The organism is Candidatus Thorarchaeota archaeon (genome assembly GCA_013388835.1).
GTDB lineage: Archaea > Asgardarchaeota > Thorarchaeia > Thorarchaeales > Thorarchaeaceae > JACAEL01.
This window is the reverse complement of record JACAEL010000038.1, coordinates 1-14,330: the sequence shown is the minus strand read 5'-3', so window position 1 is coordinate 14,330 and position 14,330 is coordinate 1. Positions and strand designations below refer to the sequence as shown.

At 54.2% G+C, this 14,330-nt stretch carries 17 protein-coding genes; 9 read left to right on the top strand and 8 right to left on the bottom strand.

The genetic code is table 11. From position 1 onward, the window contains the following. Positions 1–72: 72 nt before the first annotated feature. The 4 genes from HXY34_06765 to HXY34_06750 all read right to left on the bottom strand — a co-directional run bounded on the left by HXY34_06765 (position 73) and on the right by HXY34_06750 (position 6,116). On the bottom strand, positions 73–2,232 hold the full coding sequence (locus HXY34_06765) for a hypothetical protein (protein NWF95828.1): 2,160 nt from the start codon (positions 2,230–2,232) through the stop codon (positions 73–75). Between the two features lie 85 nt (positions 2,233–2,317). Then, on the bottom strand, positions 2,318–4,423 hold the full coding sequence (locus HXY34_06760; GenBank protein NWF95827.1) for a thioredoxin domain-containing protein: 2,106 nt from the start codon (positions 4,421–4,423) through the stop codon (positions 2,318–2,320). A gap of 101 nt (positions 4,424–4,524) precedes the next feature. Further along, positions 4,525–5,436 carry an MBL fold metallo-hydrolase gene (locus tag HXY34_06755; GenBank protein ID NWF95826.1) on the bottom strand — a complete coding sequence of 304 codons (912 nt, stop codon included), beginning with the start codon at positions 5,434–5,436 and terminating at the stop codon, positions 4,525–4,527. A gap of 257 nt (positions 5,437–5,693) precedes the next feature. Then, entirely contained in the window at positions 5,694–6,116 is a 423-nt protein-coding gene (locus HXY34_06750) for a hypothetical protein (GenBank protein NWF95825.1), read from the bottom strand. A gap of 91 nt (positions 6,117–6,207) precedes the next feature. Here HXY34_06750 and HXY34_06745 point away from each other — a divergent pair, with 91 nt between their 5' ends. After that, a complete protein-coding gene (locus tag HXY34_06745) occupies positions 6,208–6,546 on the top strand; it encodes a hypothetical protein (protein ID NWF95824.1) in 339 nt (112 codons plus the stop codon). A gap of 222 nt (positions 6,547–6,768) precedes the next feature. Here HXY34_06745 and HXY34_06740 read toward each other — a convergent pair whose 3' ends face one another. Next, positions 6,769–7,230 (bottom strand): hypothetical protein, encoded by a 462-nt coding sequence (locus HXY34_06740; protein ID NWF95823.1) that lies wholly within the window; start codon positions 7,228–7,230, stop codon positions 6,769–6,771. 216 nt (positions 7,231–7,446) lie between these two features. Here HXY34_06740 and HXY34_06735 point away from each other — a divergent pair, with 216 nt between their 5' ends. From HXY34_06735 to HXY34_06710, 6 genes are all read left to right on the top strand, one after another. Beyond that, positions 7,447–8,025, top strand: coding sequence for a hypothetical protein (locus HXY34_06735; GenBank protein NWF95822.1), 579 nt, complete (start codon positions 7,447–7,449; stop codon positions 8,023–8,025). A gap of 377 nt (positions 8,026–8,402) precedes the next feature. Next, positions 8,403–9,167, top strand: coding sequence for an SDR family oxidoreductase (locus tag HXY34_06730; GenBank protein NWF95821.1), 765 nt, complete (start codon positions 8,403–8,405; stop codon positions 9,165–9,167). Positions 9,168–9,374: 207 nt separating this feature from the next. Further along, complete coding sequence (locus HXY34_06725) at positions 9,375–9,689, top strand: hypothetical protein (protein NWF95820.1); 315 nt, start codon at positions 9,375–9,377, stop codon at positions 9,687–9,689. 5 nt (positions 9,690–9,694) lie between these two features. Beyond that, the gene (locus tag HXY34_06720; GenBank protein NWF95819.1) at positions 9,695–10,228 is read left to right on the top strand and encodes a carotenoid biosynthesis protein; all 534 of its coding nucleotides are present in this window, start codon (positions 9,695–9,697) and stop codon (positions 10,226–10,228) included. Between the two features lie 81 nt (positions 10,229–10,309). Continuing rightward, positions 10,310–10,543, top strand: coding sequence for a hypothetical protein (locus HXY34_06715; GenBank protein ID NWF95818.1), 234 nt, complete (start codon positions 10,310–10,312; stop codon positions 10,541–10,543). A gap of 54 nt (positions 10,544–10,597) precedes the next feature. Beyond that, positions 10,598–11,020 (top strand): hypothetical protein, encoded by a 423-nt coding sequence (locus HXY34_06710; GenBank protein ID NWF95817.1) that lies wholly within the window; start codon positions 10,598–10,600, stop codon positions 11,018–11,020. Positions 11,021–11,178: 158 nt separating this feature from the next. Here the strand turns inward: HXY34_06710 and HXY34_06705 are convergent, their stop codons facing one another. After that, on the bottom strand, positions 11,179–11,925 hold the full coding sequence (locus HXY34_06705) for an amidohydrolase family protein (protein NWF95816.1): 747 nt from the start codon (positions 11,923–11,925) through the stop codon (positions 11,179–11,181). Between HXY34_06705 and HXY34_06700 the strand changes: the two genes are divergently transcribed. Continuing rightward, the gene (locus tag HXY34_06700) at positions 11,912–12,100 is read left to right on the top strand and encodes a hypothetical protein (protein ID NWF95815.1); all 189 of its coding nucleotides are present in this window, start codon (positions 11,912–11,914) and stop codon (positions 12,098–12,100) included. The genes HXY34_06705 and HXY34_06700 overlap by 14 nt on opposite strands. 113 nt (positions 12,101–12,213) lie before the next feature. Beyond that, positions 12,214–12,846 carry a hypothetical protein gene (locus HXY34_06695; GenBank protein ID NWF95814.1) on the top strand — a complete coding sequence of 211 codons (633 nt, stop codon included), beginning with the start codon at positions 12,214–12,216 and terminating at the stop codon, positions 12,844–12,846. Here HXY34_06695 and HXY34_06690 read toward each other — a convergent pair. Beyond that, on the bottom strand, positions 12,843–13,988 hold the full coding sequence (locus tag HXY34_06690; GenBank protein ID NWF95813.1) for an acetoin utilization protein AcuC: 1,146 nt from the start codon (positions 13,986–13,988) through the stop codon (positions 12,843–12,845). The two genes, HXY34_06695 and HXY34_06690, sit on opposite strands and share 4 nt — an antisense overlap. 46 nt (positions 13,989–14,034) lie before the next feature. Next, a partial coding sequence (locus tag HXY34_06685; protein ID NWF95812.1) for a GMP synthase (glutamine-hydrolyzing) occupies positions 14,035–14,330 on the bottom strand: 296 nt, incomplete at its 5' end.

Genomic DNA, 14,330 nt, shown 5'->3' with positions numbered 1-14,330 from the left:
ACGGCGTGCTGCGAGTGCACGGTTCGTGGGACCACTCCATATGAGCACGCACACTGCCAGTATGCCTGATGTCTAGCCTCTCTGCCTCGCGTGTCGAGCGACGAGGCCAGTTGCAGCCAGTCCGATTGCACCCATGACGAGTACGGCAATCGTCAGGTCAGGTGCCCCGATACCGCCATTCGAAGCCTGTGGGTACAACCCTGTAGCTAGAACTGCCGAGTTGCCCCAGATGTCAGTCGCCCGAATACTGTAGTTTACAGAAGAGGACGTGATGCTGGCGGGAATGATGCCTACGTAACCCTGAGAGGTCTCCTGCATTGTCGTTTCTGTTGTGAAATTCAGAGTTCCCACATGACTAGTCCAGCTCAGAGAGACATTTGCTATCCTGCTTCGGTCATCCAGATATGCTCGTACAGTGACAGTCTCAGCAGGGATGGGGTTCTGGGGCGACAGGTAGATCTGTGTGAGTCTTGGAGGTTCCATGTCCAGCTGAGGATAGTATCCCGTGTTTCGGGTCAGTGTAAGCTCCTCACCAAGAACAAGCTCAGCGAACTTGTATGGTCCTGAGCCAATCGCTTCAGCCGGAGTGGGATTCCATGCGCTGACCTGGGTACTATTCATGCCACCCATGATGTGCAGTGGCAGGACAGGAAGTGAACCTAGGACTCTGTAGTGGTACATCAGAGTGCTGTTGAGATTGACACCAGCTGTGTGACTCCCGGTGACCTTGACCGACTCGATGATCTCTGCATCCTCGATGGCTGACAGGTTTCGATAGAGCTCCATTGAGAACCTCACATCCTGTGCGGTCAGCCGGGTCCCATCGGTCCAGTTTGCTGCCGGGTCGCAGTAGAAGACCGCCCTGGAGGTCAGCGGACGGATGTCTGGCTTCTGGTCACTGAACTGAACCTCCCAGTATGTACTCAACCTAGGTACTGCAGTACCGTCTAGGTGTGTCGCAGTCAGCGAGTCATAGACTAGGAGGTATGGATTGAAGTGCCGCCTGTAGTACCAGTTGGAATCAATTGGCGTCCACGATACGTTGTTACACTGATATAACGGATTCAAGGAGCGAAAGAAGTCCGAGAAGAAACTTGGGAGCACTGCAACGGTCATCTGACTTGGCTTTCCCGTCTTCGGTGCGAGGGTCACAGGGTTCCAGACAGAATATGCTCCGCCGCTCGTGTGATTGTTCCATCCATCCAAGTTGGCTGTGGAGTAGACCGACAGCCAGTTGTAGAAGAACAGTGGTATGATAGGGCATAGGTCTCTAATGAGTTGGAGCCCCTCGTAGACGAGTGTGTGCATTGCAGAGAGTTTCGAGTTTGCCAACAGACGTCCGACCATCGAGTTGATCTGAGGGTCACTCACCCGCGCGATGTTCTCTCCCGCGACCGACACCATTGACGAGTGGAATGTTCTGATGGCCCAGTCAGCATCATAGAGGGGAAACTCCATGTGGCACAGAGCAAGCTCGAAGTCCAGACTGTGATTGGCCAGACCTGTCTGGAGCGAAACCGAATCAAGCGGGACGAGTGTGTTGTTGATTCCTACTGACAGAAGGTCATTTGATATCAGCTGCGCGGTCTCGTTCATGCCGTAGACATCATATGGGTATGTCAGTCTCAGGGTAAGACTGCTCCCGTTCGGTGCTTCGACATACCCATTCTCGTCAACATCCAAGATGCCAGCCATACCAAGTTCGGCGTTTGCGTGCGCGATGTCCCTGTCGTAGAATAGCCCTCCGTACTTGGACTCGGGAGAGTACTCGCTTGACAAGGGGACTGCGAAGTCCGCCAGATCCACCGTTCCCATGACGTCCCTGATCATGGTCTTGTTGACTGCAAAAGCTATTGCTCTTCTCAGGTGCGAGTCATGCAAGGGGTATGCTTGGGCGTTCAGGACTATCGCGCACGCCCTTGTGTCGTGTGACCACTGTCTCTCAAGATTGGGGTATGAGTCTATTAGCGTGTAGTGCTCCCTCTCGACCATCAGTCCAAACACGTCCGCCTCACCATCATTGACCGCAGAGAGGGCGTCTTCCAGACTGGCGTACGCAATGACTCTTACAGTGTCAATTGTCCCCCCGCGGTAGATTATCGGTTCAGTACCGTTGCTGAGGACTGTTGCATCCCGTGGTATTTGGGACGGCGGAGCCCCAGTGAACGAGATTACCGCCGACATGCAGAGAAACAGCACGAGTGCCAGACGAGCTGGGAGTCTTTCGGACATTTCATGACCACCGGTCGCTGCCGTCGAGCCTCGATTCACACAGATAAGAATAGTGTTGGGCGCCATGAATACGGAGCAGACTTCTTCACAAGTGGTGAACACCCAACTGGTGTAACATCTGAGTGACGTCGTCAGTTGGCAGTTGGCAGGTGCGGTCTATGCATACGTATGCCGTGGTACGACCATTGATGGGCCCATAGAATCTGACGTATGGGGCCAATCGCGTTATGCTGTCACGTTGCTGTTCGGTTCCAACCAGTATCAGCATCACCGAAGGCAGGTACCTCCGACGTATCTCTGCTATCATCCTGACCGTCACCACGTCATCAGGAGCCCCGGCAACTATCACCTCGTGGGAGGGACCGCGAAGGTAGTCTATGGCAACCAGCATCATGCTGTGGCTCATCGGCATATTGGCTATCTCGTCAGCGAAGGCATTCAGCGTATTGCGTGCTGTCTGCTCCATGCTCTCATCACCCAGCAGTCGTCCGAGTCTGATACTGTTCAGAACCATCATTGAATTGCCCGATGGTATCGCTCCGTCATATGCGTCCTTGGGACGAGTGAGCATGCTTTCCGATGACGCTGGCGAGAAGAAGAAACCCCCTCCTTCAGAGTCCCAGAACAGACTGACTGTGAGCTTACTGAGTCTTGTCGCCTGTTCGAGGTACTTGACCTCAAAGGTCGATTGATAGAGCTCTATCAGGCCAAGTATGAGAAACGCGTAGTCGTCGAGGAACGCTTCCACTGCACACTCACCGTCACGATAGCGGTGCAGCAGACGGTCACCATTGGACATCCTCGTGATGATGAAGTCTGCGGCACGTTCTGCAGACTGGACGTACTCTCTCTCATTGAGGATTGCCCCTGCTCGCGCCATTGCTGCTATCATCAGTCCATTCCAGTCGGTCAGGACCTTGTCATCGACATGAGGAGCGGTCCTTCGACTGCGCATCTCGAACAGCTTCTTCTTCGCAGAAGTGAGGAGTTGTGTGAACTGGTCGACTGGCAGTCCGACAAGCTTCGCATTCACCTCGTCGGAGTATGTCTGATACAGGATGTTGAGCCCGGTAGGACTTCCGGAGGCCTCGTCCTCAAAGTTACCAGACTCCCTGACATTGAATGCAGTTACAATGACTCTGTATTCGTCGTCAGAGAGCGATGCCCTAATCTCGTCAGCAGACCAGACATAGAACTTCCCCTCTTGTCCCTCGCTGTCCGCGTCGATAGCCGACAGGAAGCCCCCCTCACGGTCTTGGAGCTCTCTCAGCACGAAGTCGAGCGTCTCGCGTACCACAGATGCGAATAGTGGAGTTCCCGTTGCCTGGTATGCCTCAAGACAAGCCAGTGCCATCATGGCCTGATCGTACAGCATCTTCTCAAAGTGAGGCACCCTCCACAACGCATCAGTGGCGTATCTGTGAAAGCCACCTCCCAAGTGATCGTAGACTCCTCCCCTTCGCATCTCTCTGAGCGTCTTGTCGACCATGTACAGCGCGAAGTCGTTTCCAGTCCTCTTCCAGTGCCTTAGCAGAAGCATCAGGTTGTGAGGCGATGGAAACTTGGGAGCAGTACCGAATCCGCCATGTTTGTCGTCGAATCGAGCAACATAGCCGTCAAAGGCGGCATTGAGCACCTCGATGTCCGGTTCGCTGGGCAGAGCATCATGCCTCTGTTGTGCAGCGAGAGCGTCTTTGACACGGGTGACCACTTCCTGTATGTTGTCCCTGTCGGACTGCCAGAGTTCACGCACACGCTCTGTGAGTTCGATAAGCCCTAGCATTCCACCTTGTGAGTGCTTGGGCAGGTAAGTGCCGGCAAAGAAGGGCTCCTTGTCTGGGGTCAGCACCAGTGTCAGAGGCCAGCCACCCCTTCCGGTCATCATCTGAGCGACCTGCATGTACACCTTGTCTATGTCCGGGCGTTCCTCTCTGTCTACCTTGACGCTGATGAAGACTTGGTTCAGTCTCTCTGCGACTTCGCTGTCTTCAAATGACTCGTGGGCCATCACATGGCACCAGTGGCAGGTGCTGTATCCTATCGACAGGAAGACTGGCTTGTTCTGTCTATGAGCCTCCTCGAATGCCTCCTCGCCCCATGGATACCAGTCAACAGGGTTATTGGAGTGTTGCTGGAGATATGGACTCTTCTCGGCAGCCAGGCGATTGCTCCTTCTCACGTCGCGTGTCATCAATCAATCACACCTGTCTTCTCTCAGGTCTGTTGTTGTAACGCACGGACAGCATATGGAGTATTGCGTGTGGCTACAAGGTCAGCCACTGCTGCGAGTCGCTATGTGGCTTTGAGGACTCCCCTGTCTTCTCTCAGTAGTCCTTTGGTGATCAGGGACTTGACATGATGCTCAATCATCCACCGTTCGAACTGAAGAAACACAACGTTGGACAGGGATGGGTATACTATGGGGTCCGAGACGATATCGTCCAGCGACTTTGCTCCGCTCACGACTGCGTTTAGAACGAGGTCCTCTCGAATGTCGAATTGGCGGTCGTAGGCCTCCAATGCCTGACGATGGTCCCTAATCTCGACCTGTGTCGCATGACCACTCAGGAACTTGGAGATGTCCATTGCGTGAAGTCTTCTTATGGAATCCCTAAACGATGGTATGGATGAAGTCGGGTGGCCATAGTACGGACCGAACTCTGTGCAGTCAATGTCCGCGGCAATCATGGTCTTGGTTTCGACCACTTCGATGCACATGTGGTCTGCTGTGTGGCCCGGAGTGCTGAGCATTCTGAGTGTGACATCGCCAAGGGCTATCCTGTCACCATCAGAAACGACCTCTCCAACTCTTCCTTCTTCCAGTGCACCGTACATCCTGTCATTGACGAGCCTCTCCCAGTGCTCCCGTACAGGATGGCCGGGGTGGAATCCCAGGAAGACCTTCATCTTCTCCTTGTCGTTGAACAATGGCGCTGTGATCTCGTTTGCGACTATCCTACATCTGGAAAGGCGTTCAAGTCGTACTGCATGTGTTATGTGGTCGGGGTGGATATGCGAGAGCATGACATTCTTCACGTCGCGAAGCTCGCGCCCTCGACTCCTCAGGAATGCTCTGAGGTCTTCTATGGCACAACCGGGGTCGATGACACTCAGTTCGCCGGAGTCGATCACTTGGGTGTTGCAGAGGGGGAATGCGCCGCCCACGACTGTGAAGAGGCCGTCTCCGTGGTCTACATATCTCACTGCTATCGACACCTCAGTGCTGGCTTCGGAAGTGCTGCAGCGAATGCTCAGTGGTCCGACAGATGTGAAACTGCTGTAGGTGTCTTACAAACTCCGGTGAGGGACCATTGAGCCTAGGTCAACTGAATGCCTCAGAGAGCGTTAAGGACTGACAGCAGTGCGGTCTCGTGAGAACCAGACTACTCCTGTGGCAAGCACGGTCTGTCCGTCGCAGACCCGTGCATCACCCGCGGAATGATCGCCGTCAACCGTGCAGCCTATTGGGCTGCTTTGATCCTGACTTCCGCGGCACTTCTGACTGCTTGACGCCACATCCTGAAGTGGGACCACATGACAGGGAGCATCACAGCAGCGAACAGGAAGATGAGCAGCAGTGTGTTGACTACTGGTGTGGTGTTGGAAGGCACTTCATTTGCCATCACCACATCGTACCAAAACCCTGCCAACACCCCAAGCATCGCTGGAACCATCAACAACAGGAGCATGAGAAAGACCAAGAACCTCCTCTTTGGGGATGCCTGAATGAATCGTGCAAAGACACCCAGGAACCGATGCTTCTGCCACTTGGAACCCTCCGACGTGATGTAGAAAGCAAGGAAGGTGAATAGTATGAGAGCAATCGGTATCAACATGACATAGAACATGTAGGCCATGATTCGGAGCTCCGTCAGTTCTGCCATGTTCCGCTCTCAGTCCCGGTTTTAAAGCCTGCGGTCAGAGAACTCGCACCTGCATATGGGTTAATCTTTAAGACGGATGCACGGCGTCGTGTTGACAGGGAAGAATATGGTGGATCTTAGCAAGTACCTTCGCGTGATTCCGATCTTCGGTCTGTTCTTCTATTACATGGGTAACCTCGTTCTTGCCATGAGCGTCTCCAGTCCTGAGGTGTATCTCCTGCTGATGGCAGCGCTCTCCGTGCCTTTGTTGGTCGGGCTGTTCATGCGCAACAGAGTCTTGGTGATTGTTGGGTGCATACTGGCCCTGTTGCAGGGAGCTGGCCCGATAGCTTCTCTTGTCTTCAATGCAGCGGCCGGGGGGCTGCTGGTCCTGACGGGCGACGTGTTGTTCGTCGTCACCATTGTCATATGGGCAAAGAACGCGAAGTGAGTTCTCTGTGCCTAAAGACTCTCCGCATGTCGTGCTGCCTGTGTCTCCGACCGTATTGAAGCAGGTCCAACCATAGTCGGCGTCATCGCCAAGGGTCACAAGCATCGGCGTTCGCGACCATGCTCGAGCAGGGCCGTGGGCTTGATGCAGACAGCCCCCGGTCAGTCTGCTATGCAATGTGCATTGGGGGGCCTACTATGAGTCCCTTAGCTGTCGCGTCCGTCAAGCGAGTCCTAGCGACTGACGCATACTCATCAGCTCCGCAATCTGCCACATCTTCAGGTATGCCAGGTACTTGCAGACCCGGCTGAGAAGCTCTGAGTTTGCCCTTGAGGCCATCTGCATATAGAGCGAGCACGAGCTGATACTCCTCTGTAGTACCCTGTCACAGATGTCTGCCCGTGAGTCAGCTTCCTCCCGTCCACGATTGGAGAAATTAAGATCAGGTGTGAAGAGTTCGTCCTTCCACGACTCAAGCTCTTCTATCTCGTCGAGGACTCCCGTGATCATCATGTGCTGTATCTTCGCGACTATTGCGGCTTCAGACTCGGCCAGTCTCTGATACAGGCTCCTCAGCTCCCCGTTCTCTATCTTGCTCATCGCGTCGATGTATGACTCGTACTGAGTCTTGGCCGTCTGCAGGGCCAGTCTGAGAAGCGGAGTCAGGGGGTTCTGTACGGGCAATCCACTCTACTCATGGTCGGCGGAAAAATAGGCATTGCTCCGATGTATCTATTCTGCTTCAGGCCGCTTCAGCAACAGGCTGCGCTCTGACAGGTCTGCGCCCTGCGACTCCAGCGGGTATGGGCGAGAGGTCGGAGGGCATTGAGTCAGTGAGGGCAGGCGCTGTTCGTTACATCTATATTGCTCCGCAGGCGATGTCGCTAACGAGTGTGACTGATGGCGAAGGGTTGGCTGGTCAGGAAGGCCTTCTTCTACTTTGGCGGTGCTGCAGTCATAATAATAGGTGGCATCATCGTCCTCATGGCACCCTATCATTATGTTGGTTATGTGGTCACCGAGGGCGACGTGTCTGACTTCGAGATGTACAACTCTCCCGGTTATTACCCTCAGCTTGAGATTGGAGTTACCGTGAAGGCTGAGAATGCCTCGGTCATACTTGTCGACTTTACGGTGGTCAACAATCAGACCCTGGAGGTCAGAACACTGAACATGACACTGACTGTTGACGACAAGATACCGAACACCAATCCGCCAGTCTATCAACAGCGGCAAGTCATGCCTCTGGAACCTGGCCTCTACACTGTGACGCTGGACCGAATGTCCGGGGCTGACTGGTGTGACGTGAGTTACAAGCAGGAGAGCGACTCACGCACATACATTGTTCTTGGCGGATCCATGAATATCGCTGGTCTTCTGATGGGCCTCATTGGTTACCTCCTGCCGGGCGCATTCTTGCCGACCGGCGACCGAGTTGTCATGGACTGGGGATATGAAGAGCCCAAGTCTGACCAGTGAGACATTCCCCGTTGATGGTTCGCCGAGGACATGGGACGTTGGTGTCTGCAGAGTCTCGTGTGATAACATGTGTCTTGCTCACTCTGCACACTGCTTCCTGCTCGTGTAACGTCATCTGGACACGGACCAACCGAAATTGGCTCCAGACTTCAACTGACCTCTGGAACTGGAGTGGGACCAGTTGAGTCCTCTGAGACCGACAGACTCCTATGTTCAGCAGAAGCCTGACAACATCAATACATCATGTCCTGTCAATCGCCAACGACCGGTCCATGCGTAGTCTTGACTCTGCCACGAGTGCTTGGTGCGACGCGCTCACGAGTCTCTGAGCAGCAGTCTTATCAGCTCATTTCATTTGTGTTGGCTGGGTTGTTGAGATGAGTTACAACCTGGCAGGAAAGGCTGCTATAGTGACTGGAGCATCCGCCGGTCTGGGTGAGCAGTTCTCCATCGCCCTGGCAGAGTCTGGAGCGAACATTGTCTTGGCTGCAAGAAGAAGGACACTGCTCGAGAACCTAGCAGGCAGGCTCGAGAGCCGCTATGGTGTCAAGGCAATCCCACTTGTGACAGATGTCACACGTGAGTCTGATATCCGTGAGATGGTCAACTGCTGCGTTAACAAGCTCGGGACGGTCGACATTCTGGTCAACAACGCAGGCATGTTCATTGTCAAGCCGTTGGTCGAACAGACACTGGAGGACTGGAGGACTGTCATAGATGTGAATCTCACCTCTGCCTTCCTTGCCTCCCGTGAGGCTGCCCGGATAATGATACCGAAACGGTCAGGATCGATTATCAACATCGCCTCCGTATTTGGTTACGGGGGAACCAGGTTCACAGAAGTGGGCTACTACGCCGCCAAGGGTGGGCTCATCACGATGACAAAGGCTCTTGCAATCGAGCTTGGGCAGTATGGTATACGCGTGAACGGTATTGCTCCCGGCTTCTTTCCGACGCCAATGTCCAGGGAGGCATTCGCAAGTGACGAGATTCGAGAGCAGGTCATACGTCCAAGGACCGCTCTCCCAACGCTCGCTGAGACCGAGTGGATTCGTGGTGCTGTCTGTTTCCTTGCAAGCGACGATGCCCGTTACATAACCGGGCACATCCTAGCCGTCGATGGCGGTTGGCTGGCCTTCTGACGGTCGTGTGACAGACACTCTGTCATTACCATTCATTGTAGCTAGCTTTAACTGGCTCTGAAGCCCGGCTAGAACCGTGATCGGTAATTGGGGCCACGTAAGGGAAATCGACTGCGTCCCCTCTACATGTACACAGTAATACTGCGATAATAATGTGTACACAGTAATGTATATATGCTCTGATACGCTTGAGATATGCGATATACCATGTCGATTCCAGTCGTACCGCCAGAGCCGCGCATGGCGTTTCCGGATGCAATGAGGGAAGTCCTCAAGGTGCTGAAGGATCTGGGTGAGGACGCATCGCTGTCGATAGCTGCGATAGCACGAAAGACTGGGATCGACCGCCGCACTGTCGACAAGGTGGTCGCCACGATACTCGAGATACAGGACACACTTCGTGCCCAGACAGTGCTCAAGCACAAGGTTGGACGAAGCTACGTTGTGAAGCTCATCGAGCGTTCAGAACGAGTACGTGACGCCATCTCTTCGGCAGGTAGAAGACTGAAGAAGAGGGAGTAGACTGATTGTCACGAACGATTGGTTTCCTAGCTGTCACGCTATTCGTCGTGCTTTCTGCATTCACGGCACATACTCTGTGGTACTTGCGAGGGGTGTTCATTGTACCACAGACGGTGATGATTCTAGCAATCGGACTTGCGGGTGAGCATTATGTCTCCGGAAAGGGCTACTACCACTACACGCCGACCAACGGCCTCTTCATAGGTCGTGTGCCCGTATACATTCCGTTCATGTGGGTCTTTGTATGCCAATCCTGTCACCTTGCAGGTCTGTGGTTGGGACTGGGCGATGCAGCAGCGCTGGTCTTCGCCGGGACGCTCGGATTCCTTGTTGACTTCGTTGCAATTGAGCCAGTCTTTAGCAGGCAGATTGGGCTCTGGCTGTGGAAGCCCGTCGACAACGGGTTCTTCAGTTTCGTTCCTCCGCAGTTCAACAGGTTCACCGCACCGGTGGGAAACTATCTCGTGTGGATGGGCTTTCCATTTGTGATGGGATTTGTCCTCGACTGTATGTACAAGGTGATCCCACTGATTCTGTGATAGTCGCACCTTGAGTCTGTGATACCATCAACATACTCAGTCTCTTGTATCAGGAGCCCACCCGATGCTCAGGTCAAACATATGGACTCTGATAGAATCAAGTGGCTGTTGAAGGACAAGATCGTCTGCGACTTCAGGGGCTTCCCGATAGGGCGTGTGAAGAAGCTCTGGTATGATACTGCTGAAGGACCCCTCGTCATAGTGGAGAGGAATCATGACGCGTCCAAGATTGCCAGCTGGGAGGCCATCCCACTTAGAGCAGTGGACACTGTGCGCGATGAGGTGAGGCTGAAGCCTCCAGTGTTTGCAGAGTAGACTGCGTGGGAGTCGATGCTGGGCTGCTTTCGCACAGAAGAGAAGAGATGAGAGGTGGCTCGCGAGATTGCCTTCATCCGAGAGCAAAGCAAGGAGCTGACTCAGGTGCGCTCGGCGGGAGGTGACGTGGTACACGTCGTGACTGACACCCGTAATGCACCTTTGGACAGCTATCGTTTCAGAGTCATCATCTACATGAGCGAAAGCTGCCCAATCTGTCATCAGACTCTCCAGACGCTGAAGAGTGCAGCTCAACGCATGGAGGCCTACAGCTGCGGTGTTGACATCGTCGAGAAGTATGTTGAGGACTACTCTTCAGAGTTGGGCACCGATGACATCGAGCGCCTGCCTACTGTGAGGGCTGGGCCTCTCTCTCTCATTGGACTGGTGGAAGTCGATGAGATGGAACGATTCCTTAGCGCATCCTATCTGAACCAGTCTTGCGCGATGATTCACAAGAGTGACACACGGAAGTGAAAGGTTCAATCTCCATAGACGGTGATGCAGATTGGAGCCGTCCCGGTGCATTCCGGTCCTTCACGGTCTAGTCAAAGCAATGACGTCGCGTGGTCCTCTGAGTACAGGTGGCTCGGACTGGTTGTGTGTGAGTTCGATGACACCGGTACATGATCTACTCAGCGCGTCTTCAGGATTGTCTGTGCGTTGCTGTCCAGTATGCACCTGCTCATCTCCACGTTGATGTCCAGCATGTTCAGCGAAGCAAGTATGTCTTCATAGTCCGACCGGTTCTCAGACCCGAACACAAGTCTGCGGACCCCGAGGTCCTGAGCTAACGCATCAAGGTATACTCTCAGAGGAGACTCCACAAGCCGCGGAAGTGTCACGGATATCTCCATCCATACATTGTCGCGCGCACACAGAGGAAGCACCTTGGAGAACCCAAACAACCCACCCATGTGACTGACCATGAACCTCCCATCCTGATGCACGAGCGACAATCGGTCAATGAATGCATATGTCTCAGTGGTTGCATTGTAAGTGTGAATGAAGACTGGAAGCCCTCTATCAACTGCGTTCTTGACTAGTAGCTGGGCTGCTGGGTCTTGTGGATAGTAGTCTTGGTCATCAAGCGACAGCGCCACGCATCCAGCATCTGCGTATTTCTTGATCTGCTCCTCTGCCACATCGACTGGTCTTGGCATCACTCTACACGCTGTCGCCAGTCGGTCGGGGGACATCCTGACCGCCTCAAGGCATAAGTCTGTGGTCACCTGTCCGAAGGGGCTCAGGACAGCCCTCTGAATGCCATTCGTGTCCATGTCCTGAATCAGCTTGTCGACTTCTTGGTCAAGTTGAGCCGCCTTGATACTGCTCATGGACATCCTATCAGGTCCTAGGTGTGTATGGATGTCTATCGTCATCAGTGAGCACATGCATGCAGTAGGCCCTGTCGCTTTTCACTTCTTCTGTGGCGATGACTGCATGGGGGCGTATCTTGACGTGAAGGTTGAGCGACGCAGACTGCCCACAACCGTGCGCGAACGACGAGATGCGTGGAGGACGACGGTCAGTGTGCTGTTGCTCCGCGTAGCATGACTCGACATCACGCACTTGTGCTCACAATGTGGGACTATCTGCACAGGCTCTGCCTTCTCCTCACTCATCATCACCTCTATATGGGATTGCGCCGAGCTAGTACCAGATGTCAGTTGAAACGACCCGAGGTTCCCAAGACACTGGAGCAGAAGCTCAGCGTCATTGGACGTGAGATCAGCGAGGACAGATACATGATCATGGAGTATCTGGCTCCAGTCGTTGACGGATGCAGAGCTGCTCTACGAGCAAGTGTGGACAAGCTTTACGCGCTCAAGGAGATGTCCGAAGAAGAGATTGAGGAGATACTTGATGCGCCGAGCATCTCGTACGCGAACTTGACTGTCTGTTTTCGTGCGACCGACACAGGCGAGGTGGTATCGATCGCATTTGAAGACTCCAAGCCCAAGGTGTATGACGATTGCGTGGATCCAGATGTCGTCATGAGCGCTGACATGGATACCTTCTCGCAGTTGCTGGATGCCGACTCGAAGCTCTCCCCAGTTGATGCGCTTGGCACCAGACTCCAAGTTGCTGGCAATGACTCAGAGTCAATATTCGAGGCACTAGGTCTCATGTGCTTTCCTCCCCTCTGGCGGATGGCGAGGTCTGGCATCGACCCTTCTTCTCTCCTTGCGGAGGATGCTGACTCACTGATAGTCGCTGCGGCGTCCGACCTTGTGACCCGGATTGTCAAGCGGTGGATTGACTTGGTCACGTCCGGGTGTGCTGAGGCTGAACGACACTAGGCCAGTCCGTGATACGGAAACACAAGCTCTTTCACTCTTCTCAGTGTGCGTTCGAGATCCAGCTCCACTTCTGCCCTGTCCAAGTACATCTGAACGACCCTGTCGTGGTCCCGCATGGTGGTCGGACACCGCTGATGCATCTTGCTGCACGCTTCCACCATGTCCATCGGCAACTGCTCGTCTACCTTCCTGTCAAGCATTATGGCCAGAAAGAGCGTCCATAGACGGGCTACGTTCAGGATGTGATAGCCACCTCCTCCAAGTGCCAGCCAGCCCAGTCTGCAGATACTGTTTGACAGGTCGCGGAGTCTTGTGAGGACATGCTCGTATCCATGTGTGGTGAATGCTAGGTTGGCAAGCGGGTCCATGTAGTGGCCGTCCACGCCAAGCTGAGTGACAAGCAGGTCGGGTCTGTAGCTCTCAAAGAGTGGCACCACAACTTCCTCGAACGACTTTATCAGCTCTGGTGACCCTGAGCCCGGTAGCAGTGGAATGTTGACCGAGTAACCCGTGCCCTCTCCTCCACCGGTCTCGTAGACGAAGCCAGTGCCTGGAAACAGGGTCTTCCCTGTCTGGTGGGTCGAGATAGTCAGCACGTCCTTGGACCTGTAGAACGCGTTCTGAACACCATCACCGTGATGCGCATCGAAGTCGTAATAGAGGACGCGGCAGGGTGTCTTCTTCTGAATCAGCATTATCGCAAGAACCACATCGTTGAATATGCAGAAGCCGGATGCCTCGCTACGCTGAGCATGGTGGAGTCCTCCCGAGATCACGAACGCGTTTGATGCTCCCTTGACAATCTCTCTCGCACCATCAAGCGTCGCGCCCACGTACTTGGTCGCCGCCTCGTAGATGCCCGGGAAGACGGGGTTGTCAGCTGTTCCGAGCCCGTGATACGCATCTATCCGGGATGAATTGGAACTGTCCATGACTGCATCTACGAAGTCGGGTGAATGGAACATCTCGAGTTCGTCTCGTGTGGCTGGTACTGGTTGGACAAGTCTGACCTCGTCAAGCAGGCCCATCCTCTCAGACAACTCGTAGGTCAACCTCAGTCTGTCCGGCTTGAGAGGATGTGTCGGACTGAACTCGTAGGCGAGTAGCTCTTCGGAAAACGGATATACAAGACGGCCGCGCATCTTGTGGAAACCCCTACAGCGTCCCGCTTATACTTGCTGTTGATGTCTAGTACCACTCGATCGTGCCGGGCGGCTTGCTCGTGAGGTCATAGGTCACTCGATTGATACCCTTGACCTCGTTGACTATTCTGGAGGCCACTCTGAGAAGTGTGTCCCAGCTCGGTCTGCTCACGGAAGCGGTCATGGCGTCTGTGCTCTCCACGACTCGCAGCACGACTGCCTGCTCGTAGGTCCTCTCATCACCCATCACGCCCACACTTCGGACTGGCAGCAAGACACAGAAGGACTGCCAGACCGAGGCGTAGATGGGGTCCTTGCTCAGTTCCTCCTGAAGTATAGAGT

Excerpts from the sequence above, each read along its gene's own strand:
- HXY34_06690 (NWF95813.1), bottom strand. The coding sequence starts at position 13,988 with ATGCGCGGCCGTCTTGTATATCCGTTTTCCGAAGAGCTACTCGCCTAC.
- HXY34_06730 (NWF95821.1), top strand. The coding sequence starts at position 8,403 with ATGAGTTACAACCTGGCAGGAAAGGCTGCTATAGTGACTGGAGCATCC.
- HXY34_06765 (NWF95828.1), bottom strand. The coding sequence starts at position 2,232 with ATGTCCGAAAGACTCCCAGCTCGTCTGGCACTCGTGCTGTTTCTCTGC.
- HXY34_06760 (NWF95827.1), bottom strand. The coding sequence starts at position 4,423 with ATGACACGCGACGTGAGAAGGAGCAATCGCCTGGCTGCCGAGAAGAGT.
- HXY34_06725 (NWF95820.1), top strand. The coding sequence starts at position 9,375 with ATGTCGATTCCAGTCGTACCGCCAGAGCCGCGCATGGCGTTTCCGGAT.
- HXY34_06735 (NWF95822.1), top strand. The coding sequence starts at position 7,447 with ATGGCGAAGGGTTGGCTGGTCAGGAAGGCCTTCTTCTACTTTGGCGGT.
- HXY34_06705 (NWF95816.1), bottom strand. The coding sequence starts at position 11,925 with ATGACGATAGACATCCATACACACCTAGGACCTGATAGGATGTCCATG.
- HXY34_06715 (NWF95818.1), top strand. The coding sequence starts at position 10,310 with ATGGACTCTGATAGAATCAAGTGGCTGTTGAAGGACAAGATCGTCTGC.
- HXY34_06750 (NWF95825.1), bottom strand. The coding sequence starts at position 6,116 with ATGGCAGAACTGACGGAGCTCCGAATCATGGCCTACATGTTCTATGTC.
- HXY34_06700 (NWF95815.1), top strand. The coding sequence starts at position 11,912 with ATGTCTATCGTCATCAGTGAGCACATGCATGCAGTAGGCCCTGTCGCT.